Raw genomic sequence first — 20,511 nt, 5'->3', positions numbered from 1 at the left:
GCGCCCCGGCGCCCTTGCGAGGCCCGGAAGGGTCCCCGCGGGAGCGACGATCTGTACCCCGGCGGACCGAGGCAAAAAAAGATCTTCAAAGGTTGGAGATCGCGGAAAGAATCTCCGGGAACGTGTCGACGGCGGCGGTCACGTAGCGCGGGTCGAAGTCGTCCAGGCCGCGGACGCCGCTCTGCAGGCAGGCGATGAAGCGGATGCCGGCGCCGCCGGCCGCGAGGGCGTCGCCGGGGGAGTCGCCGACGTAGACGCACCGCTCCGGCGAGAGTCCGGTTTCGATCAGGAGTTCGTCGAAGGCGCGCGGGTCGGGTTTGCGGAACCGGGTGTTGCCCTGGTGGTAGGCGCCGGCGACGCGGCCGGCCAGCACGTGGTCGGGTTCGAGCAGGTGCCGGACCTCGGGCTCGGTGCGGGAGGTGAGCAGCAGGACCGTGCGGCCGTCCAGGACCAGGCGGTCCAGGGTCGCCAGGTTCTCCGGCGGGATCACGTCGAGGCGGCCCTCGGCCAGGTACCGCTGGTGCCAGATCGGGAACAGCGCGGCGAACCGGTCCAGGTCGACGCCGGGGGAGCGGTGCGGCATGGCGTCCAGCAGGATCTCGCCCCAGGTCGCCCGGTGCACGGCGCGGGACATCGGCGGGCGGCCGAGCGCGGCCAGCACGTCGTTCTCCAGCTCGAACGAGGCGGCTTCGGTCAGGCACAGGGTGTCGTCGACGTCGACGATCACGGCACGAATCACGAGTACCAAAATAGGGGTGGGTGCCTGGGTAGTACGTTCCTGGGATGTCCCGTCCCAGGCTCGCCACCATCCGCGACGTCGCGGCGCTGGCCGGGGTCTCGGTCGGGACCGCCTCGAAGGCGCTCAACGGGCGCGGCTCGCTGCGGGCCGAGACCGTGGCCCGGGTCCGGGAGGCGGCCGGCCAGCTCGACTTCCGGCCCAACCAGGCGGCGCGCAGCCTGCACTCGGACCGGACGTACACGGTCGGCATGATCACCACGGACACCATCGGCCGGTTCAGCATCCCGCTGCTCATCGGCGCGGAGGACATCCTCGGCGCGGGCCAGGTGTCGGTGCTGCTCTGCGACGCGCGCGACGATCCGATCCGCGAGCGTCATCACCTGCGGGTGCTGCTCAGCCGCCGGGTCGACGGGATCATCGTGACCGGCCGGCGGGCCGGGACGCGCGCGCCGATCGGCGTGGACCTGCCGGTGCCGGTCGTCTACGCGTTCATCAGCTCCACCGACCCGGCCGACTGCTCGATCGTCCCGGACGAGGCGGGCGGCATCCGGCTCGCCGCCGCCCACCTGCGCAGCGCGGGCCGCACCCGGCTGGTGCACGTCACCGGGCCGGAGCATCACCACTCCGCGCAGGTCCGGGCCGCGGCGCTGACCGGGCTGGTGGCCGCGCCGATGTTCGGCGAGTGGAGCGAGGCCTGGGGCCGGCGCGCGGCCGGCCTGCTGCTCGCCCGGGACCTCGACCTCGACGGCGTGGTCTGCGGTAACGACCAGATCGCGCGGGGCCTGGCGGAGGCGCTGCGGGAGGCCGGTCGGGACGTGCCCGGCGACGTGGCGGTGACCGGTTTTGACAACTGGGACGTGATCGCCGAGGCCAGCCGCCCACCGCTGACCAGCGTGGACATGGACCTGGACGGACTCGGCCGGACCGCCGCCGGCCTGCTGCTGGCGGCGATCGACGGGAGCCCCGCGCCGGGCCGGCACCCGCACCCGGCACGCCTGGTGATCCGGGACTCCACGGTCGCCTGACCGGGCGGGATGGCACACTACCGGTCGTGCTGGACCAGTTGCTGCCTCACCCGGTGTACTCGGCCGTCGCCTACACCGACGACCCGGACGAGGCCTGCTACCCCGGCGAGGAATCGCTGGTGGCGTCGACCGCGCCGGGCCGCCGCCGGGAGATCCTGACCGCCCGGCGCTGCGCCCGCGAGGCCCTGCTCGCACTCGGGCACGCCCCGGTCGCCATCCTGCGCGGCCCCCGCCGGGAGCCGGTCTGGCCGGCCGGCGTCGCCGGAAGCATCACCCACTGCGCCGGCTACCGGGCCGCCGCGGTCGCCCGCACCAGCGACATCGCCGGCCTCGGCATCGACGCGGAGCCACACGCGCCGCTGCCGCCCCGGGTCCTGGGCACGGTGACCACCCCGGCGGACCGCGACCTGCTGGCCCGCCTCGCCGTCTCGCACCCGGAGGTCTGCTGGGACCGGCTGCTGTTCAGCGCCAAGGAGTCGATCTACAAGGCGTGGTTCCCGGTGACCGGCCGCTGGCTCGGCTTCGAGGACGCGTCCCTGGACATCGACCCGGACGCGGGCACGTTCACCGGCCACATCCTGATCGACGGGCCGCTGCGCGAAATGCCCGGCCACTTCCTGATCGACCAGGGCCTGATTCTCACCGCGGTCCTGCTCTGACCAGGCCGTCCTCCCGGCCATCCCCGATCCCCGATCCCCGACCCCCGGTCGCCGGTCGCCCGATCCCCGGCCATCCCCGGTCGCCGCTTTTCGCCGCGCCCGCACTTCCGTGCACTTCGAAGATCAAATTCTTTTTTGCCTCGGTCCGCCGGGGTACAGATCGTCGCTCCCGCGGGGACCCTTCCGCTCTGAGCAAGGCCGCGGGGCGGCCAGAACACTCAGACCGAAAGGGCGACGTCCGTGGCTGGGCGCGGTTTACCCCAAGCCCCAAACCCAAGCCACAAACCCCCGGGCCCAGTCCGTGGCTGGGCGCGGTTACCCCGGGCCGCCAGCCCCCGGGCCGCCAGCCCCCGAACCCCAGCCCCCGAGCTCGCCTCAGGCCGGGGCCAGCAGGTCGGCCGTGAGTTCGGCGGTCGGCGCGACCACGCCGCAGCGTGTCTGCACGTGGCGCAGCGCGTCCGCGTGATGCGCCGGGCTGAAGTCCGCCACCGCGTCGGTGACCACGAACGGCTGGATGCCGCGCATGAACGCGTCCAGCGCCGTCGCCATCACCCCGATGTGCGCGTAGACCCCGGTCACGATCAGCTGATCCCGATGCTTCAGCTGGTCGGCGAAGTCGGTGCCGACAAACGCGCTGTACCGCCGCTTGGTCAGCACCACGTCACCCGGCCCCGGCGTCAGCTCGTCGGTGATCGCCAGCCCGCGCGGCTCGGCCGGCGGCCCGTCACCCCAGAAGTCCTGCAGCAGCCCACGCTCCTCGCGGCTCTGCCCGCCCGGCTGCGCCGAGAAGAACACCGGGATCCCGGCCCGCGCGGCGTGCTCGCGCAGCCGGGCGATGTTCGCGATCACCTGCCGGAGCAGCGCGTTGTCGGTCCCGAACGGGGCCAGGAAGTAGTTCTGCATGTCATGCACGAGCAGCGCGGCCCGGGCCGGCTCGACGTGCCACTGCACCTTGCCGCCGGCCCGGGAGAACCCGGACGGCACCAGGTAGGGATTGATACGGGGGAGCATGTCAGCTTCTCTCGGGTGGGGGCCACTCTCAGGCGCGCAGGGTTGCTCCGCCGTCGACGTACAGATCGTGCATGGTGATGTGCCGCGCCCGGTCGGACGCCAGGAACAGGACCGCGTCGGCGATGTCCGCCGGGCTGGCGATCCGCCCGAGCGGAATGCCCACCCGGAACGCGGCCGGATTCCCGGCGAGCACCGCGGACGCGTCGTCCCCGTCCCACAGCTCCCGCTGCATCGGGGTATCGGTCGAGCCGGGCGCGACCACGTTGCAGCGGATGCCGTGCGGGGCCAGCTCCAGGCCCAGGCATTTGGTGAACATCGTGCTGGCCGCCTTGGACGCGGCATAGGCGGCCATACCGGCCCGGGGCACACCTGCCGCATTCGACGAGACGGTCACGATCGCCCCGGAGCCGCGCGGCTTCATCCGCCGAGCCACCGCCCGGCTGACCTGGAATACGCCGGTGGTGTTGACCGCGAACGTATGCGCCCAGGCCGCGTCGGACAACTCGACGACGTCCCCCAGGTGCAGCACCCCGGCCACGTTGACCAGCAGATCAATCGGCCCGTCGACACTGTCGACCACCGCCTCCACCTGATCCACCTCGGCCACGTCAGCGGCACGCCCCACGATCAGCCCGTCGTGCTCCGGAAACTCGGGCACTTTCAGGTCCACGGCGACAACCCGGACCCCCTCAGCGGCCAGCGCCACCGCCACCGCCCGCCCGATGCCCTGACCCGCCCCGGTCACGACAGCCGTCCGCCCACCCATCCCATAGCCGCTCACGCCAACACCCGGCCCACCAGTCCCGTAGCCGCCGCTCACGCCAACACCCGGCCCGCCAAGCCACCCGCCCCTGCCCGAATCCCGCCGCCGCCGTGTCCCCTCACACCCCGCCCGACCCGCCGCGTGCCGCCCGAGCCGGTGCCGGCGGTGCCGTGTCCGCTGACGCCCCGCGCGGTCCGCCGCGTGCCGCGCGAGCCGGTGCCAGCGGTGCCGTGTCCGCTCACGCCCCGCCCGGCTAGCAGCGTGCCGCTGCCGAGCGTGCCTGTGCCGAGCGCGCCGGCGATGTCGCGGTGCGGCCGTTCCCTGTACCGGGGCATGGTCATGCCATCGGCTCCGTTCGCTGTTAGGTTAGGCTAACCTAGCATCGGCCCGGATGACGCAAAAGCGGGGAACGCCTCACCAACCGCCCACGACATTCAGGTGCACAGCTCTATCCGTATTTGCAGCGGCACTCACCTGCACAGCGCCATCCGTGTGCGAAGCGGCATTCACCTGCACAGCATCGGAGGCTCCTCGCCGTCGTTCCGGCTGGCTATCTTCGCGATCTGACACAGATCCGAAAGCACCTGAGCGTCGTCCAGCCGCCACACCCCGAACGTCCAGTCGAACCCGGCGCTCGCCAGCAACTTGCTGTCCGGCGAGAACGCCAGCGCGTTCGACCGGGAACCGTGCCCGGTCAGCGTGGCGGCCAGCGCATGGCTCCCGGTATCCCACAGATGGACGCGTCCGTTGAACTCGGTCGAGGCGAGCGTCCGCCCGTCCGGCGAGAACTCGATCGAGTCGATCTGTTGGATCTGCGGCGGGGTGGTCCAGAGTTGCCGGGCACCGTCCGCGCTCCGCACCTCCACGAACCCGTTCGTCCCGGCCACCGCGACCGAGCCGTCGACCGGCGACACCGCGATGTCCCCGGCCTGGTACTTGCCGAGCGGATAGGTCCCGTCCATCGCGAGGTCGGAGATCCGCCATCGCTGCAGAACTGTCGAGGGGATGTAGGCCGTGTTGCTCGTCAAGGTGGCCATCAACGTCGAGCCGTCGGAACTGAATGCGACGGCGTAGGGATCCTCCTTGTCGTCAATGGACTTGTCGCCCGTGGCCTTGGGCGTGGGCTTGTCGGCGCTCGCCGGCCGGAACCGGGCGCGGACCTCCCGCCGGACCACGTCGTAGACCACGATCTGGTCGAACTTCTTGGGATCGGCATCGGTGAAGACGTCGTCCGGCCCCTGACTGGTGGACACTGCCACGAGGGAGCCGTCCGGGGAGACGTCCAGGTCCGTCTGCAGCCCGACGAGGGGGACGGTCTCGCGGAGCTTCCCGGTCGCCGCGTCCCGAATCTCCAGCCGGTGGTTCGCGGTGGCGTCCACCAGCGTGCCGCCGGCCGCATAGGCGACCTTGCCCGGCTTACCCGCGGTCGGGATCGACCGGACCAGGTCCCGCGAGGCCACGTCCCAGATCCGGACCAGGCCGTCGTCGGCGGCCGTCGCCAGCTGCCGGCCGTCCGGGGAGAACGCGCTGTCGAACACCTGCCCGACGTGCGGCAGCCAGGTGGTGGCGCGCCGGAGCACCGCGGTCGGGGCATCCGAGCCGGTCACCACGACGAGACGGCCGTCCGGGGAGACCGCGGGAACCGGGAACACCGCGACTCCGGTGTTGTTGGTCGTCTTCGACCCGTCGGCCAGCATGAACATGGCGATCGACCGGAAACCGTTGTTGACGATCGCGTGCCCGTCGGAGGTGACCACGATCCGGCTGGCCCCGGGCGTGGAGACATCCGGGATCATCGTGCGCAGCCGCTTGCCCGACGGGATCGACCACTGGGCGAGCTGGCCGAGCCGGTTCCCGCCGACGAGGGTGCCGTCCGGCGCGAACGCGACGTGCACGGTGTCCGGAACGGTCGTCACCGGCCGCCCGTCGCTGAGCTGCCAGACCTGTGCCGGGGACGTCATGTCCTTGCCCGCCGCCACGTACCGGCCGTCCCGGCTGACCGAGAGATCGAAGGCGAAGTATTTGCCGACCGGGAAGGACCTGGTCAGCTTGCCGGTCGGCGCGTCCCACAGCCCGAACTGGAACACGCTGCCGGTGGTGTCGGTCCGGGTGGCCACCACGGTCGAGGTGCCGGGCAGCCAGGCCGCCGCGGCGCCGCCCGGCAGGGTCCGGGCCAGCTTCCCGGTGGCGGCGTCCCAGATCTGCAGCCCGTTGTAGGCGATGGTGCTGGAGAGCAGGAACCGGCCGTCCGGCGAGTACGCCACCGACGAGGTGGACGTCCTGGCCTTCTCGTCGGGTGGCACCATCGGCTCGCCGACCGGCGCGAAGGTGTGGGCATCCCAGAGCCGCACCGTTCCGTCCTGGTACCCGATCGCGATCCGGGCGGCATCCGGGCTGACCGCCGCGGCCGTGCCACCCACCTCGGTGCCGAGCGTGCCGATCGAGTTCACCATCTGCGCGGACAGCAGCGCGCCGCGCGCCTCCACGGTCGGCGCCTCCTGCCAGCCGTCCAGCGCCCGCCGCACCGCGGTGATCTCGTCCCGATCCAGCGCGTTGACCGCCTCGGCCGCGAACTGCCGGGAGGCCGTCACCCGCCGGCTGTCCTGCGCCTCCTGCCCCTTCTCCGCAGCGACCCGCTGCTTGTCGAAGGCAACCAGCCCACCCGCGACGGCCAGCAGCAGCGCGACGCCCAACCCCGCGACGAGCCTGCGCAGCCGCCCGGTAGCCCGCCGCCGCGCCAGCTCGCCCTGCTCGGCCGCCGCCGCCCCCTCGGCCAGGAACACCGGCGCCGGCCCCGGCAGCGAGCCGGCGTCGGTCAGCCGCTCCCGGGCCGACAGCAGCCGCGACCCACGGAGCAGCAGGTCCGGGTCACGGCCGGACCGCTCCCAGTCCTCGGCCGCCTCGACGACCCGCTGCCGCAGCTCCAGATCGGCCCGCGCGTCCTCGACCCAGCCGGCCAGCCGGGGCCAGCCGGTCAGCAGCGCCTCATGGCTGATCTCGACGGTGTCCGTTCCCGCGGTCACCAGCCGCCCGGCGACCAGCCGATCCAGCACCCGGGAGTTACCGGCGTCCCGTTGCCCGCGCCGCCGCACCACAGTTCCGTTGCTGGTCACGGTCACCAGCGAGAGCAACGCCGAGCGCAGACTCGCCCGCTCGTCCGGCTCCAGCCCCAGGTAGATCCGCTCGGCCGTCTCCGCCACCGCATACCGAATCCCACCGGTCTCCCGATAGGCCGCCACCGTCAGCCGATCCCCGTCCCGGCGCTCCCAGGTAGCCCTCAGCGCATGCGCCAGCAGCGGCAACGCCCCCGGCTCATAGCCCCCACGACCACCACCCCAGCCCACACCACTACCAGCCACACTCGGACCGCCCGCGCCCGCGCCCGCGCCGGGACTCGTGCCCGTGCCGGGACTCGTGCCCGCGCCCGTGCCCGTGCCGGGACTCGTGCCCGCGTCCGCGCTCGCGCCGGGACTCGTGCCCGTGCCCGCGCCCGGACTTGGGCCGCCCGCACTCGGCCCGTCTGCGCCTGCGCTGCCCGCGCCGCCCAGCCCCGCACCGTTCGTGCTCGCGGCGGCGAGGACGTCTTCGCCGAGGTCGCGGAGCATCAGCTCAGGCAGCCCCGGGTCGACGGTCAGCCCGGCCTGCTCGGCGGGCTCGACCACGGCCCGGCGCAGGGCCTCGGCGTCCAGCGGCCCGAGCACCACGTGCCCGGCGGCCAGCAGCCCGGCCAGCGGCGGCAGCTCGATGCAGGCCGGATAGAAGTCCGACCGCACCGCGATCACCACGAGTGCCGGAGCAGCCGCGGTCAGCGCCGCCGTGAAGGCCAGCCGTTCAGCCGGGTCCGCGCACTGCGTGAACAGCTCCTCGAACTGGTCCACCACGATCACCGGCCGCCGCCCCGCAGCCGCGGCCTCCCCAGCGAGCCTCCCGAAGGACGCGGGATCCCGCCGGACCTCACCAACCAGCTTCGCAACCGATCCTGGGCCGACGCTCGCGTCGCCCCGGGACCAACCCGCGGTGTCCGCAGTCTCCGCTGCGGCCGTCGGTCGACCGATCGTGGCCAACGGCCCAGCGATTACGCCTGCTGACTCGCTCACCCCTGCCGGATCGCTGATCATTGCCCGCGTGCTGCCGGTCTCGGGCCGGTCGGCCGTGGTCGCCGGTTTGCTTTCTGCGGTCTCCGCCCGGCCCGCCGTTGCCTCCGGGCCGTCGGCTGCCATCGTGGCCGTAGTTGCCTCGGGCGGCTGCGATCGAGTGCCTTGGGATTCCAGCTCGCTAGTCGTCGCCCGCACGCTGCCGGTGTCCGGTTCACCGGTTGCGGGATTCGGCCCGTCGGCCAGGGCTTCCGTTACGCCGGTCGTTGCCGGGGGGCCGCCGGCTGTCGTCCTCATCGTTGGCGTTTCGGGTGGCAACAGGCGGATGACCTGGTTGATCAGGTCATGCAGGGGTGTGGGGCCGGGCGTCAGCAGGACCCACGGCCAGGTCGCCGCGGCCGGCCCCAGGCGGCCGGCGCCGATCGCCGGGAGCAGGCCGGCGCGGAGCAGCGAGGACTTCCCGACGCCGGAGACTCCCGTGACGACCAGGGCCGGACCGCCGAGGGCCTGCTCGCTCAGGCGGGCCAGCAACTCGGCGACCTGCGCCTCCCGCCCGCGGAACAGCGGGGCATCGGCCGGTTGGAAGGCGGCGAGACCGGGATAGGGCGGCTCCGAGGAGGCGGTCGCCGGCGAGGGCGGCAGCGGCTCCCGGTTCACCGCGACGAGCTGTCGCCGGACCTCCTCGAGCTGCCGGTGCAGCAGGAACGTCTGCCCGGCGAACTGCTGCCGCAGGTCGTCGATGGACCGGCGCACGTCGCCGAGCATCCACCCCAGCGACCCGACGTCGCTGCCCAGCTGCTCGAAGGCCGCCTCCAGCTGTCGCCGCAGGTCGTCGTCGGCGGTGGCGGCCTCGGTCAGCGCGGTGGCGACCGCGTCGATCTCGTGCAGCACCGCGGAGACCTCCGCCTGCAGTTGCTTCCCGCGCGCGTCCCCGGCGTCGAGCAGGGGCAGCAGATCAGCGGCGACGGCATCGCGCCACTGCTGCTCGGTGATCGGGCCGGTGCCGCGCATCCGCTGCGCCGTGCCGGCCAGGGCATCCGCGAGGAAGTTGCTGCCCAGGCCGCCGAGCTGGGCGAGCGCGACGCCGAACGCGGCCGAGACGCCGAGGCCGGCTCCGGCCACCGGCGCGATCGCCGAGGCAGTAAGAAAGGCCAAGATTGCGTACGGACTGGCCCCGCGCACTCGTGCCCGAGCCCGCCGCCCGGTCTCCTGGACCCAGGACCGCACACCGGCGCGAGCACGCTCGGCGGGCTCCGCGGTGGTGTCGGGTTCGGGCTCGTACACGGGAATCCGTCCTTCGTGGACATCGACGTTGCTGAGGGCCCCATGATGGCATCGCGAGGCGACCCACCACATCCGACTCAGGTCGGTATCTGCCCGGGCGAAGACCGTACTTAAGGCCTGTAGAGCTGATCATCGTCGATGCGTACGTTGGGCGGCGTGACCGAAACGCTGACGCTGAACACGGGGATCGGCCGCCGGCCGATGGCCTGGCTGCCGGTCTCCCTGATCGCCTCCACCGCAACCCTGCTGATGCTGGCCTCGGCCGGCCGATATGACTATCACCGCGACGAGCTCTATTTCCGGATGCTCGGCAACCACCCCGCTTGGGGCTACGTCGACCAGCCTCCGTTGACCCCGCTTCTCGACCGCCTGGCGATCGAGGTCCTGGGTGACACGGTCTGGGCGATGCGCGTTCCCTATGCCCTGATGCTCGGCTTGGCGGCGCTGCTCGCCGCCGCGATCGCCCGTGAGGTGGGCGGCGGTGCGGGCGCCCAGTCGCTGGCGGCGTCCGTCGTCTTCGGCACGTTCGCGCTCAGCGCCGCGCACGTCGGGTCGACCGCCGCGACCGACCTGCTGGTCTGGCTCGGCGTGATCCTGTTCGTGGTGCGCGCGCTGCTGTATGAGCAGCCGCGCGCCTGGTTGTGGGCGGGCCTGGTCACCGGGCTCGGCCTCTACAACAAGCACCTGGTTTTCCTGCTGCTGCTCTGCCTCGGCGGCGCGCTGCTGATCACCGGCCCGCGCCGGGTGCTGCGCTCACCGTGGCTGTGGGCCGGGGCCGGGATCGCGCTGGTCGTCGGTCTGCCGAATCTGATCTATCAGGTGGCGAACGACTTCCCCCAGCTGGAGATGGCCCGGGTGCTCGCCGAGGACAAGGGCGACGAGTCGCGGATCCTGCTCCTGCCGTTCCAGTTGTTGTTGCTGGGGCTGCCGCCGGTGTGGATCGCCGGCATCGTCACCTTGCTGCGCGATCCGGGCCTGCGGCCGGTGCGGGCGCTGGCCGTCGCGTACCCACTGATGTTGATTTTGATCTTTGTCATCGCGGGTCAGCCCTACTATCCGCTGGGCCTGCTCACCGCGTTGTTCGCGATCGGCGCGGTGCCCACCGTGCGCTGGCTCGACGGCCGCCGGCCACGGCTGATCTGGCTGATCGCGGGCGTGGTCGTCTTCGGTGCGGCCGGCATCGTCACGTCTCTGCCGGTGATCCCGGAGAGCCGGCTGGCCGACACCACCGTCGCCGAGACGAATCAGACGATCGCCGATCAGATCGGCTGGCAGGAGTATGTCGCGCAGGTCGCCGCGGTCTATCGCGCCCTGCCCGCCGAGGATCAGGCTCGGGCGGTGCTCTTCACCAGCAACTACGGCGAGGCCGGCGCGCTCGATCGGTATGGTCGGCCGCTCGGTCTGCCGGCCGTCTACAGCGGACACAACGAGCTGTACAACCTCGGCCCGCCGCCGGACGACAAGACCGTGGTGATCGCGGTGATCCAGGCACGGCCGGGCCCGGAGGACGGCTGCGTCGAGCAGGGCGCGTTGCGGAATTCGGCCGGGGTTGCCAACGAGGAGAGCGAGGAGGCACACATCTACGTCTGCCGGCCGACGGTGCCGTGGCATACGGCCTGGCCCAGCCTTCAGCACTACGGCTGAGCGGGCCGGCTGATGTCGGGCCGGCAGCCCGTCGGACCTTGGCGGGGTACGCCCTTCGGTGAGGGAGCGAGCCGCCGGGTGGCGGGTGAGCTGTTGGGCCGGGGTTGGGCGTTGGGTTCGGGGTGAGGCGTCGGGCCGGGCCGAGGCGGGGAGGGGGCGTTGGGCTGGGGGCGTGGCGCTGGGTCGGGCTGGGCCGGGGGTGCGGCGCCGGGCCGGGCTGGGCCGGGGGTGCGGCGCCGGGCCGGGCTGGGCCGGGGGTGCGGCGCCGGGCTGGCCGGGCCGGGGCGGGGCGCGGCGGGGCGCGGCGCGGCGCGGGGTGCGGCGCTGGGTCGGGCTGGGCCGGGGCCGGGGTGCGGCGCTGGGTCGGGCGGGGTGAGCCGCTGGGCCGGGCAGGGTCGGGCTGGGGCGGGGCGGGTTGGGGTGAGACCTGGGGCGCAGGCTGTTGGTTTTGGGTACGCCGGTGGGCGTACGGCGGGTGTCGTCCTGGAGTGGACGCGGTTGTGCGGCGTGTTCGGGAGAGTGGGCGGATGACTGAGCGTGCGTTTCGATTCGGAGTTATCGCCGGGCAGGCTCGCACCGGCGCGGAATGGGCGGCGACCGCGCGGCGCGCTGAAGAGTTGGGGTACGACGTCCTGCTCATCCCGGACACCCTGTTCACGCTGTCGCCGTTCGCGGCGCTGGCCGCTGCTGCCGCGGTGACCCGGACGCTGCGGATCGGCACCTATGTGCTGAACTCGCCGAACCGCACTCCCGCGCACGTCGCGTGGGAGACCCGGAGCCTGCAGACGATCAGCGACGGGCGGTTCGAGCTCGGGGTCGGGGGTGGGCGGCCCAACGGGCAGGCGGATACCGCGGCGCTCGGCGGATTGTGGGGTACGCCGGGTGAGCGGCTGCGGCGGACGGCGGACACCATCGCCGCCGCCCGGGGGCTGCCGGTACCGCCGAAGGTGCTGGTAGCGGCGTCGAAGCCGGGCATGATGCGGCTTGCCGCGGAGCAGGCGGACGTGGTGACGTTCGGGCTGCCGCCGGCTACTACGCCGAGTGAGTTGTTCCGTGCGGCGGAGGCGTTCCGGGGGATGTCGAAGCGGGCGGATCAGGTTGAGCTGCTGGTGGGGGTGACCGCATTCGCGCCGAGCATCTTCGCGCTGCCGGAGTGGCTGTCCCGCCAGGTCGGTGGTGATCCGCGGGAGATGGCCGCGTCCGGAGCTGCCGCGTTCCTGATCGGGGACGCTGATCTGGCCGTCGAGGAGTTGCTGCGGCGGCGGGCGGAGGGAGGGTTTTCGTACTACGCGGTGAACGGGCTGTTCATGGAGGACTTTGCTCCGGTCGTGCAGCGCCTGCGTCTCGCCGAGCCGATGCCCGCCGCCTAGTTAGCGCGCGGTGTGATGCTGTCGTGTCGGGCTTGGTGTGGTGGGCGGTTCGTCTGGTGTGCGGTGTGGTGATGCCGGGGTTTCGGGGTGGTCTGGCGGGCGGTTGACTTGATGCGCCGCGCTCGGCTTCCCGGCGGTTCGCTCGGCGGTGACCGGCGCGTCGCCGGGGCTGGTCAGGGGGCTTTGCGGCCTTTGACGGCCCAGGCGGCGGCGGTCAGGGGGATCGAGCCGTCCGGTTGAGTCGGGAGGCGGGAGCGGAGGGACTCGCGCAGGGCGTCGCGCTGGGCGGGGGAGCGGGCGGTGACGTAGCCGGGGGCCGGGCCCTGGCCGCCGAGGAACGGGGTCCAGTATTCGTAGAAGTCGCGGAACACCGTCGGGATCTCGATCCGGCGGGTGGTCACGTCGTGTAGGCCGGCGGCGGACCACCAGTCGGCTAGCACGTCGTCGCGGCAGAATTCGAAGCTGCGGGATTCGTCGCGTTCGCCCAGGTCCGGGTCCAGTTCGGCGGCGGCGGACCAGAAGTGTCGCATCATCGCCATGCCGTTCGCGTAGTCCCAGACGTAGGCCGCGATCGTTGCTCCCGGGGCGGCTACCCGGCAGAGTTCGGCGACCGCGGACTCGGGGCGGGGCACGAAGTTGAGCGCGAGGCCACTGACCACGGCGTCGAATCCGGCGTCGGTCAAGGGCAGCGCGGCCGCGTCACCGGCGCAGGCAAGCACCCGGTTCGGCGGCGGTGCGGCGGGGACGCCGGCGCGGGGGAGTGCCGAGAGGAAGGCGGGCGACTTGTCGATGCCGATGAGCAGGGCGGGAGCGGGGATCTGGGCGGAGAGCGCTCCGGTTCCGCAGCCGGCGTCGAGCCAGCGGCTGTTGGCGGGGACGTCGAGCCAGGTGACGAAGATTTTTGCGACGCGGCGGCTCCATCGGCCCACGTAGGACTCGTACGCGTCGCCGGACTGCCACGAGATGTCCGTCATTCCGCGAGCGTAGGACCGATTCGTACCGTGCCCAAGCTTGCCGCAGGCGAAATCGGTGAGCGTGAGCGGTGCGCTCAGGTCTGCCGGTCGTGGCCGGCGAAGAGGCCGCGCTGTGGTCGGCGAGGAAACTCGCGGCCGTGGCAGGGGACGAAGCTCGCGGCCGTGGCAGGGGACGAAGCTCGCGGCCGTGGCAAGGGAAGAAGCGGGCGGTGTGCTGGCGGTTGTGGCTGGTGGAGAAGTTGGGGTCAGATCTGGCGGTCGCGGCCGGCGAAGAAGCCGGCGATGATCTGCGGGACCATCAGGCAGATCATGATGGCCAGCGGGGCCTTCCAGCCGCCGGTCGCGTCGTGGAGGGCGCCGATCAGGATCGGGCCGGGGATGGCGATCAGGTAGCCGACGCCCTGGGCGAAAGCGGACAGCCGCACCACGGTCGCCGGCGTCCGGCCGCGCAGCGCGATCATGGTCAGGACCAGCGAGAACGCGGTGTTGACGATGCCCAGCAGGATCGCCCAGAGCCACGGCGCAGCCGCCGGATCCGCCCATAAACCGGAATAACCGGCAATTCCGAAAAGGCCAAGACCGACCGCAATCCCGCTTTGCGAGCGCACCCGACCGGCCAACGCCGACAATCCCAACCCCAGCGGCACCGACAGCAGCGACGTCGTCGCGAAGAGCACCCCGGCGAGCTCCGCGGACAGCCCCGCGTCCCGGTAGATCTGCGGAAGCCAGCCGATGATCACGTACGCCGAGGTGGACTGCATGCCGAAGTAGACGGCGAGCGCCCACGCCACCGGCTGCCGGCTGACCCGGACCGGCGGCACGCCCGTGACCGGGGCCGCCGTCGCGGCGCGCTCGCGGGCCAGCAGCAACCACGGCGGCAGCGCGATCACCGCCGCCAGTGCCCAGCAGGCCAGCCCGAGCCGCCAGTCGCCGAACCCGCTGGTCAGCGGCACGGTCGCGGCGGCCGCGGTGGTCGCGCCGAGATTCAGCGCGACCGTGTAGACCCCGGTGACCGCGCCGACCTGGGTCGGAAAACGATCCTTGACGATCGACGGCAGCAGCACGTTGACCACCGCGATACCGGCCAGCGAAACCGCGCTGAGCAGCACGAACAGCGCGGAGTTCGGAGCGAAGGGCCGAGTCGCCAGCCCGGCGGTCAGCAGCGTCAGACCGCCGGCGATCACCGGCGCGGCGCCGAGCCGCCGCGCGAGGCGCGGTGCGAGCAGGCCGACCGAGGCGAAACACAGCACCGGTACGGACGTGAGCAGCCCCGCCACGGTCGCGCTCATGTGCAGCCCGTCGCGGATCTCGGTGAGCACCGGGCCCACGCTGGTCACCGCGAGCCGCAGGTTCACCGCGGCCAGCACGAGCGCGACGAGGATGAAGATCTGTCCGCGGCGCGACCGGTTCCGCTGTTCTTCGAGCACTGGCACGCCGACCATCATGGTCCCGGAGCGGCGCGAAACGCGAACCGGGGTACACCTTCCACGACCTGCGAAGAAGCCGGAGGGAGCTTAGGTCCCCTCCGGCCCTCGGTCGTTACACCTGGGCGGGCTCCTGCTCCCGCTCGACCTGCTCGTTCCACTCCCGCTTGCTGGTCTGCCAGCCGTCCTCGTTCATCCCGGACCGCCAGTAGCCCGAGATGGACAGCTGGTCCATGCCGAGCCCGAGCTCAACCCGCAGATAGGCCCGCAGTGCCTTGACGAACCCGGCCTCGCCGTGCACGAACGCCTGCAGCCGCCCGGCCGGGAACTCCAGCGACCGGACCGCCTCGACCAGCGCCGAGCCCACCGGACGCCCGGCCCGGTGCAGCCAGACGATCTCGGCGTCGGCGGGAGTCTCCAGTTTCTGCTCCTCGTCCGGCCCGTCGATCTCGACGAACGCCCGGACCCGGGCCCCCTCCGGCATCCCGGCGAGGGCGGCGGCGATCGCCGGCAGCGCGCTCTCGTCGCCGGCCAGCAGGTGCCAATCACTCTCCGAGCTGGGCGAATAGCCCCCGCCCGGGCCCATGAACCGGAACACGTCGCCCGGCTTGGCCCGCGCCGCCCACGGCCCGGCGATGCCCTCGTCGCCGTGCACCACGAAGTCGACCCACATCTCGGGGATCTCCGGAAGCCACTTGCGAACCGTGTACGTCCGCACGACCGGCCAGGTGTCGCGGGGCATGGTCTCGCGGATCGCGCTCATGTCGAACGGCTCCGCATACACCACACCGGCCGGCGGGAACAGCACCTTGATGTAGTGATCGGTGAAGCGGCCCGCATCGATCCGGGCGATCGCCTCGCCGCCGACCACCACCCGCACCATGTGCGGAGTGAGCTGCTCCACCCGGGTGACCACGCCTTCGTGGGCAGGTCGCGCCGGTCTGCTAGCCATATCTGCACCTCACTGCACTGCCGGTAGGAGGATCTTCAGCAGGTAAGGCTACCCTCATTCTTCGGCGATCGACCGAACCCTGCCCGCAATCTTCGATTTCCCGGCCGGTCCGCCAAGATCTCGGCGAATGCTCCGCCGCGATGATATCGCCGCTGGTCAGCATGCTTTTCCCCAGGGTCCCGTCGCGGTGATATCGCGGAAAGATTCAGCCGTGCGGCGGACCCGATGCCATCCAAAAGATGAGAAAGACCCCACGCCGACGGCCGGGCATGCGGCACGCGGCGGCTGGTCCCGGGCCGAGGCCAACCAATTGGGGGTACGGCGTAAGACGACGCCCGCCCCGCGGAGCAGGAGGCGGAGCAGAAGCCTGGGCGGAACGGCGGCCCAGGGGGCCCGGGAAACGGAAGCGACGCCCGGCCACGCGGAGAAGTTCTCGCGTAGCCGGGCGTCGCCCGTCGTTCTTGCCGTTCGGATGGAGCGGGGTGGTTCAGCGGCGCCGGGGTGGAGCAGGTGGTTCAGCGCCGCCGAGGTGAAGCGGGTGGAGAGGTGAAGCGGGTGGATCAGTAGCGACGCGGGCGGGACCGGGCGAAAGCGAACCCGATGATCGCCAGCAGCACCACGATCGCTCCACCGCCGAACACCGCCGGGTGGTTGCTGACCAGGGTGAACGGCCCACCGGTGTTGTCCGCCGGCGGCTCGGCCAACTGATCTCCGGAGGTGCTGGTCGGCGCAGCGTCGTCAGGCGCGCCGACGTCGATGCCGTAGTCGGCCGCCGCCCCGCTGTCCCCGGTCGGCGTGGCCTGCGGCTTCGGCTTCTTGGTCTCGACCGGAGCGGTCGTCTCCTCCGTGGAGGTGTCCGACTCGGTGGCCGAGGAGTCCGTCGAGGTGTCCGAGTCAGTGGTGGACTTGGTCGACTTCGTCGTGGCCGGCTTGGTGGTCGTCGCCGGCTTGGTGGTCGCGGCCGGCTTCGTGGTGCTCTTCGTCGTCGCCGGGGTCTCGGTCTCGGTGCCCTTGCCGGTGTTGGTGTCCGTGTCGCTGGTGGTGCCCGGCTTGGCGGTCACCGTGGTCGCCTTGGGCGTCGCGGTCACCGTCCCGGCGTTGGTGTTCCCGGTGTTACCGCCACCGTTGTTGTTGTTCCCGCCGGTGTTGCCACCAGTGTTCCCGCCGGTGTTCCCACCGTTGTTGTTGCCGGTGTTCCCGCCCTGGTTCTGGTTCCCGCCCTGGTTGCCACCGTTGTTGTTGCCACCGGCGGCGGCGCGGACGTTGATCCGGACGGCGTCGATCGCCGGCGTCTGGTTGGCCCGCTCCATCATCGGCGTACGGTGCGACCCGTCACCGGCCCACGAGGCGCACTGCGCGGTGCCCTCGGTCGGCAGGCCCGGCACCTGGATGGTCACCGTGTCCGGCGTCTTCCCGCCCTGCTTGTCCTCGGTGGCCACGAAGAACGCGGGCACCGGCGCGGGGTCGGGAGCCGACCGGGTGGAGGTGAGCATCCGGCACGCGGTGTGGAAGTGGCCGCGGACGATGCCGTTCTGCAGCACGCTGGACTCGACGTAGTAGCCGCCCTGGCCGGCCGCGAGGAAGCGGTCGCGGATCAGGTTCCGGGTGCTGACCTTGAGGGTGAACGGCGTGTTCGGCGCGACGTTCAGCGGCGCCTGGGTGATCAGCAGGGACGCGTCGTTGGCGGCCGAGGCCACCTCACCGAACTCGGTGGAGACGCACCGGTCGCCCTTCTGGAAACCGTCGTGCGCCGGCAGGTTGCTGTCGATGCAGGTGTCGGTGAGGATCGTCTGCCCGTTGACGACCTTGCCCTTGCCGCTCTCGCTCGCGGCCTTGGTCTGCGGGGTCTCGTCGGCGTGTGACAGCTGTGCGAACCCGATCGCGCCGGCGGCGGCGACCACCACCGCGCCGACGGCCAGCAGCCGGCCGCGCTTCGATCCGGCGGCTGCGGGGCCGGATCGACGGTGACCCGTGCTTTCCATGACGTGCCTTTCGACTGTGGCGTTCGCCATTGTGTGGCGCCGACGCCCAGACGTTAGGAGCACCTCTCACAGAAATCAATTCCGGAACCATATTTAAGGATTCCGGAATCAAAACTTAAAGAAAAAATATGCGACGGTACGTGACCCTCGGGCATCAGCCGAACGGATGATGTCCCCGGTTCAACGATCTTCGTCGAAATTTAGCTGACCTGGCCTAACTCAACCATAGCCCTCGCGCAGAGTAAACGTCCCGCAACACCTCGATGCGGTCGGTCATGATCCCGTCCACGCCCAGGTCGAGCAACCTGCGCATTTCTTCGGGGTCGTCGATCGTCCACACGTGCACTTCCCGGCGGATTCGATGAACGTATTTCAGGAATCGCGGGGTGAGTACTGTGACGGCGCCGTGACGGACCGGGATCTGTACGGCGGCCACCGATTCCGGCAGGCGCAGCGGGACGCCGGCCATCGATGCCAGCCGGAGGCGGGCCACCCCGCGCATCCCGAGCGACGTCGCCACCCGGGGCCCGGCCAGCGCGCGGACCCGGGCCAGCCGGGCATCGCTGAACGAGGCGAGCAGCACCCGGTCGCCGGCGCCGGCCCGCCGGATCGTCGCGACGGCCGGCTCGGCGACCGCGTCGGACTTCACGTCGATGTTGAAGCGGATCGCCGGCCACGCGTCCAGGATCTCGTCCAGGCGGGGCACCGCGGACGCGCCGCCGACCCGGATCGTGGCCAGGTCCGCCCAGGTCAGGTCGGCGACCCGGCCGGGGCGGCCGGCCAGGCGGTCCAGCCGGGCGTCGTGGATGACGACCGGGACGCCGTCCGCGGTGGCGTGCACGTCGGTCTCGACGTACCGGTAGCCCATCGCGACCGCGCGCTCGAAGGCGGCGGCGGTGTTCTCGTCACCCTCGGCGGCGCCGCCGCGATGGGCGAAGGCCCGGGGTCGCGGGCCGTCCAGAAAAGCAAGATCCACATGGGCAGTATGCCGGGGTTGTTGCACTGACGTAAAAGAAACCTCTCCCCATTGACCGTCGACATTGCCATGATGATCATTGGTCCACGGCGCGGTGGAGGGTGGCTCGCACTGGAAACGCTCGAGTACGACGTGGTGATCGTCGGTGGCGGCACGGCCGGTTCGGTGGTGGCGTCCAGGCTGTCCGCGGACCCGCAGGTCAGGGTCTGTGTGCTGGAGGGTGGACCGTCCGATGTGGGGGACGACCGGGTCCTCCGGCTCCGGAACTGGATCAACCTGCTGGAGACCGAATTCGATTACGACTATCCGACCGTCCCGCAGCCGCGCGGCAACTCGCACATCCGGCACTCGCGGGCCCGGGTGCTCGGTGGATGCTCCTCGCACAACACCATGATCAGTTTCCGGCCGCCCGCGGAGGACTTCGCCGACTGGGTGGAGGCGGGCGCGAGCGGGTGGTCGTTCGCGGACATGCTGCCGTACTGGCAGCGGTTGGAAATCAACATCACCCAGGTCGCCGAGAAGGACCGCAACCCGCTGGCGACCGACTTCGTGGCGGCCTGCCACAGCGCGCTCGGGGTGCCGGTGCTGGACGACTTCAACGCCGCGCCGTTCGCCGACGGGGCCGGTTTCCTGCCGGTCGGCTACTACCCGGAGACCGGGATCCGCTCCTCGGCGTCGGTTGCCTACCTGCACCCGCACCTGGCCCGGCCGAACCTCACGATCATGACCGAGACCTGGGCCTATCACCTGGATCCGGAGCGCGGCGTGACGGTCCGGACGGCCGGCGGCGACAAGCTGATCAAGGCCCGGCAGGAGTACGTGCTGTGCGCCGGCGCGGTGGACACCCCGCGCCTGCTGCTGCTCTCCGGCATCGGGCCGGCCGACGACCTGAAGCGGCTCGGCCTGCCGGTGCGCCTGGACCTGCCCGGCGTCGGGGAGAACCTGCTGGACCACCCGGAGTCGCTGATCCTCTGGGAGGCGAGCCGGCCGCTGCCGCCGATGTCGGTCATGGACGCCGACGCCGGCCTCTTCGTCCGCCGCGACCCGGCCGCCGCCCGGCCCGACCTGATGTTCCACCTCTACCAGATCCCGTTCACGTTCAACACCGAGCGACTCGGGTACGACGTGCCGGAACACGGCTTCGGGATGACCCCCAACGTGCCTCGACCACGCAGCGTCGGCCGCCTCACGCTGGCCGATGCTGATCCGTCGACCAAGCCGCTGCTCGACTTCCGTTACTTCACCGACCCGGACGGGCACGACGAGCGGACCATCGTGGACGGGCTGCGCCTGGCCCGCGAGGTGGCCGCGACCGAGCCCTTCGCGTCGTGGATCGGCCGCGAGATCGCTCCCGGCCCGCTGCTGCGCACGGACGAAGAGCTTTCGGCGTACGGACGAGCCGCGCACCACACCGTGTACCACCCCGCCGGCACCTGCCGGATGGGCGCCGCCGACGACCCGGGCGCCGTGGTCGGCCCGGACCTGCGTCTGCGCGGCTTCGACAACGTACGCGTCGCGGACGCCTCGATCTTCCCCACCATGCCCACGGTCAACCCGATGGTGCTGGTGCTGATGATCGGCGAGCGGGCCGCCGACCTGATCCGGCCGAGGTGA

General features: G+C 71.7%; 13 protein-coding genes and 1 pseudogene. 5 read left to right on the top strand and 9 right to left on the bottom strand.

Translation table 11 applies throughout. The features are described from left to right. Nucleotides 1–85: 85 nt before the first annotated feature. Nucleotides 86–739 carry an HAD family hydrolase gene (locus L3i22_RS45730; protein ID WP_255657650.1) on the bottom strand — a complete coding sequence of 218 codons (654 nt, stop codon included), beginning with the start codon at nucleotides 737–739 and terminating at the stop codon, nucleotides 86–88. 44 nt (nucleotides 740–783) lie between these two features. Here L3i22_RS45730 and L3i22_RS45725 point away from each other — a divergent pair, with 44 nt between their 5' ends. Beyond that, entirely contained in the window at nucleotides 784–1,764 is a 981-nt protein-coding gene (locus L3i22_RS45725) for a LacI family DNA-binding transcriptional regulator (RefSeq protein WP_221323669.1), read from the top strand. 26 nt (nucleotides 1,765–1,790) lie between these two features. Beyond that, on the top strand, nucleotides 1,791–2,423 hold the full coding sequence (locus tag L3i22_RS45720) for a 4'-phosphopantetheinyl transferase (protein ID WP_221323668.1): 633 nt from the start codon (nucleotides 1,791–1,793) through the stop codon (nucleotides 2,421–2,423). A 375-nt stretch (nucleotides 2,424–2,798) separates the two neighbouring features. Here L3i22_RS45720 and L3i22_RS45715 read toward each other — a convergent pair whose 3' ends face one another. The 3 genes from L3i22_RS45715 to L3i22_RS45705 form a co-directional block, all read right to left on the bottom strand. Beyond that, nucleotides 2,799–3,434 (bottom strand): isochorismatase family protein, encoded by a 636-nt coding sequence (locus tag L3i22_RS45715; RefSeq protein ID WP_221323667.1) that lies wholly within the window; start codon nucleotides 3,432–3,434, stop codon nucleotides 2,799–2,801. Between the two features lie 28 nt (nucleotides 3,435–3,462). After that, nucleotides 3,463–4,215, bottom strand: coding sequence for a 2,3-dihydro-2,3-dihydroxybenzoate dehydrogenase (locus L3i22_RS45710; RefSeq protein WP_255657649.1), 753 nt, complete (start codon nucleotides 4,213–4,215; stop codon nucleotides 3,463–3,465). 488 nt (nucleotides 4,216–4,703) lie between these two features. After that, entirely contained in the window at nucleotides 4,704–9,446 is a 4,743-nt protein-coding gene (locus L3i22_RS45705; RefSeq protein WP_221323666.1) for an AAA family ATPase, read from the bottom strand. Between the two features lie 285 nt (nucleotides 9,447–9,731). Between L3i22_RS45705 and L3i22_RS45700 the strand changes: the two genes are divergently transcribed. Continuing rightward, the gene (locus L3i22_RS45700; protein ID WP_255657648.1) at nucleotides 9,732–11,219 is read left to right on the top strand and encodes a glycosyltransferase family 39 protein; all 1,488 of its coding nucleotides are present in this window, start codon (nucleotides 9,732–9,734) and stop codon (nucleotides 11,217–11,219) included. A 527-nt stretch (nucleotides 11,220–11,746) separates the two neighbouring features. Then, nucleotides 11,747–12,589 carry an LLM class flavin-dependent oxidoreductase gene (locus tag L3i22_RS45695; protein ID WP_221323664.1) on the top strand — a complete coding sequence of 281 codons (843 nt, stop codon included), beginning with the start codon at nucleotides 11,747–11,749 and terminating at the stop codon, nucleotides 12,587–12,589. A gap of 173 nt (nucleotides 12,590–12,762) precedes the next feature. Here the strand turns inward: L3i22_RS45695 and L3i22_RS45690 are convergent, their stop codons facing one another. From L3i22_RS45690 to L3i22_RS45670, 5 genes and pseudogenes are all read right to left on the bottom strand, one after another. Continuing rightward, on the bottom strand, nucleotides 12,763–13,563 hold the full coding sequence (locus tag L3i22_RS45690; RefSeq protein WP_221323663.1) for a class I SAM-dependent methyltransferase: 801 nt from the start codon (nucleotides 13,561–13,563) through the stop codon (nucleotides 12,763–12,765). 245 nt (nucleotides 13,564–13,808) lie between these two features. Then, the gene (locus L3i22_RS45685) at nucleotides 13,809–14,996 is read right to left on the bottom strand and encodes an MFS transporter (RefSeq protein ID WP_255657647.1); all 1,188 of its coding nucleotides are present in this window, start codon (nucleotides 14,994–14,996) and stop codon (nucleotides 13,809–13,811) included. 106 nt (nucleotides 14,997–15,102) lie between these two features. After that, the gene (locus tag L3i22_RS45680; RefSeq protein ID WP_221323661.1) at nucleotides 15,103–15,939 is read right to left on the bottom strand and encodes a siderophore-interacting protein; all 837 of its coding nucleotides are present in this window, start codon (nucleotides 15,937–15,939) and stop codon (nucleotides 15,103–15,105) included. A 1,256-nt stretch (nucleotides 15,940–17,195) separates the two neighbouring features. Continuing rightward, nucleotides 17,196–17,735 (bottom strand): annotated as a pseudogene (locus L3i22_RS54180) (hypothetical protein); the annotation flags it as partial. 400 nt (nucleotides 17,736–18,135) lie between these two features. Next, on the bottom strand, nucleotides 18,136–18,897 hold the full coding sequence (locus L3i22_RS45670) for a glycerophosphodiester phosphodiesterase (protein WP_221323659.1): 762 nt from the start codon (nucleotides 18,895–18,897) through the stop codon (nucleotides 18,136–18,138). A gap of 72 nt (nucleotides 18,898–18,969) precedes the next feature. Here L3i22_RS45670 and L3i22_RS45665 point away from each other — a divergent pair, with 72 nt between their 5' ends. Beyond that, nucleotides 18,970–20,511, top strand: coding sequence for a GMC family oxidoreductase (locus tag L3i22_RS45665; RefSeq protein WP_255657646.1), 1,542 nt, complete (start codon nucleotides 18,970–18,972; stop codon nucleotides 20,509–20,511).

It is taken from the genome of Actinoplanes sp. L3-i22 (assembly GCF_019704555.1).
Classification (GTDB): Bacteria; Actinomycetota; Actinomycetes; order Mycobacteriales; family Micromonosporaceae; genus Actinoplanes.
The sequence above is the reverse complement of the archived record's forward strand: the minus strand, read 5'-3'. Positions and strand labels throughout refer to the sequence as shown.

Bases quoted from the DNA above. Each gene is read 5' to 3' on its own strand.
- L3i22_RS45725 (WP_221323669.1), top strand. From the start codon at position 784: ATGTCCCGTCCCAGGCTCGCCACCATCCGCGACGTCGCGGCGCTGGCC.
- L3i22_RS45715 (WP_221323667.1), bottom strand. From the start codon at position 3,434: ATGCTCCCCCGTATCAATCCCTACCTGGTGCCGTCCGGGTTCTCCCGG.
- L3i22_RS45695 (WP_221323664.1), top strand. From the start codon at position 11,747: ATGACTGAGCGTGCGTTTCGATTCGGAGTTATCGCCGGGCAGGCTCGC.
- L3i22_RS45690 (WP_221323663.1), bottom strand. From the start codon at position 13,563: ATGACGGACATCTCGTGGCAGTCCGGCGACGCGTACGAGTCCTACGTG.
- L3i22_RS45680 (WP_221323661.1), bottom strand. From the start codon at position 15,939: ATGGCTAGCAGACCGGCGCGACCTGCCCACGAAGGCGTGGTCACCCGG.
- L3i22_RS45665 (WP_255657646.1), top strand. From the start codon at position 18,970: ATGATCATTGGTCCACGGCGCGGTGGAGGGTGGCTCGCACTGGAAACG.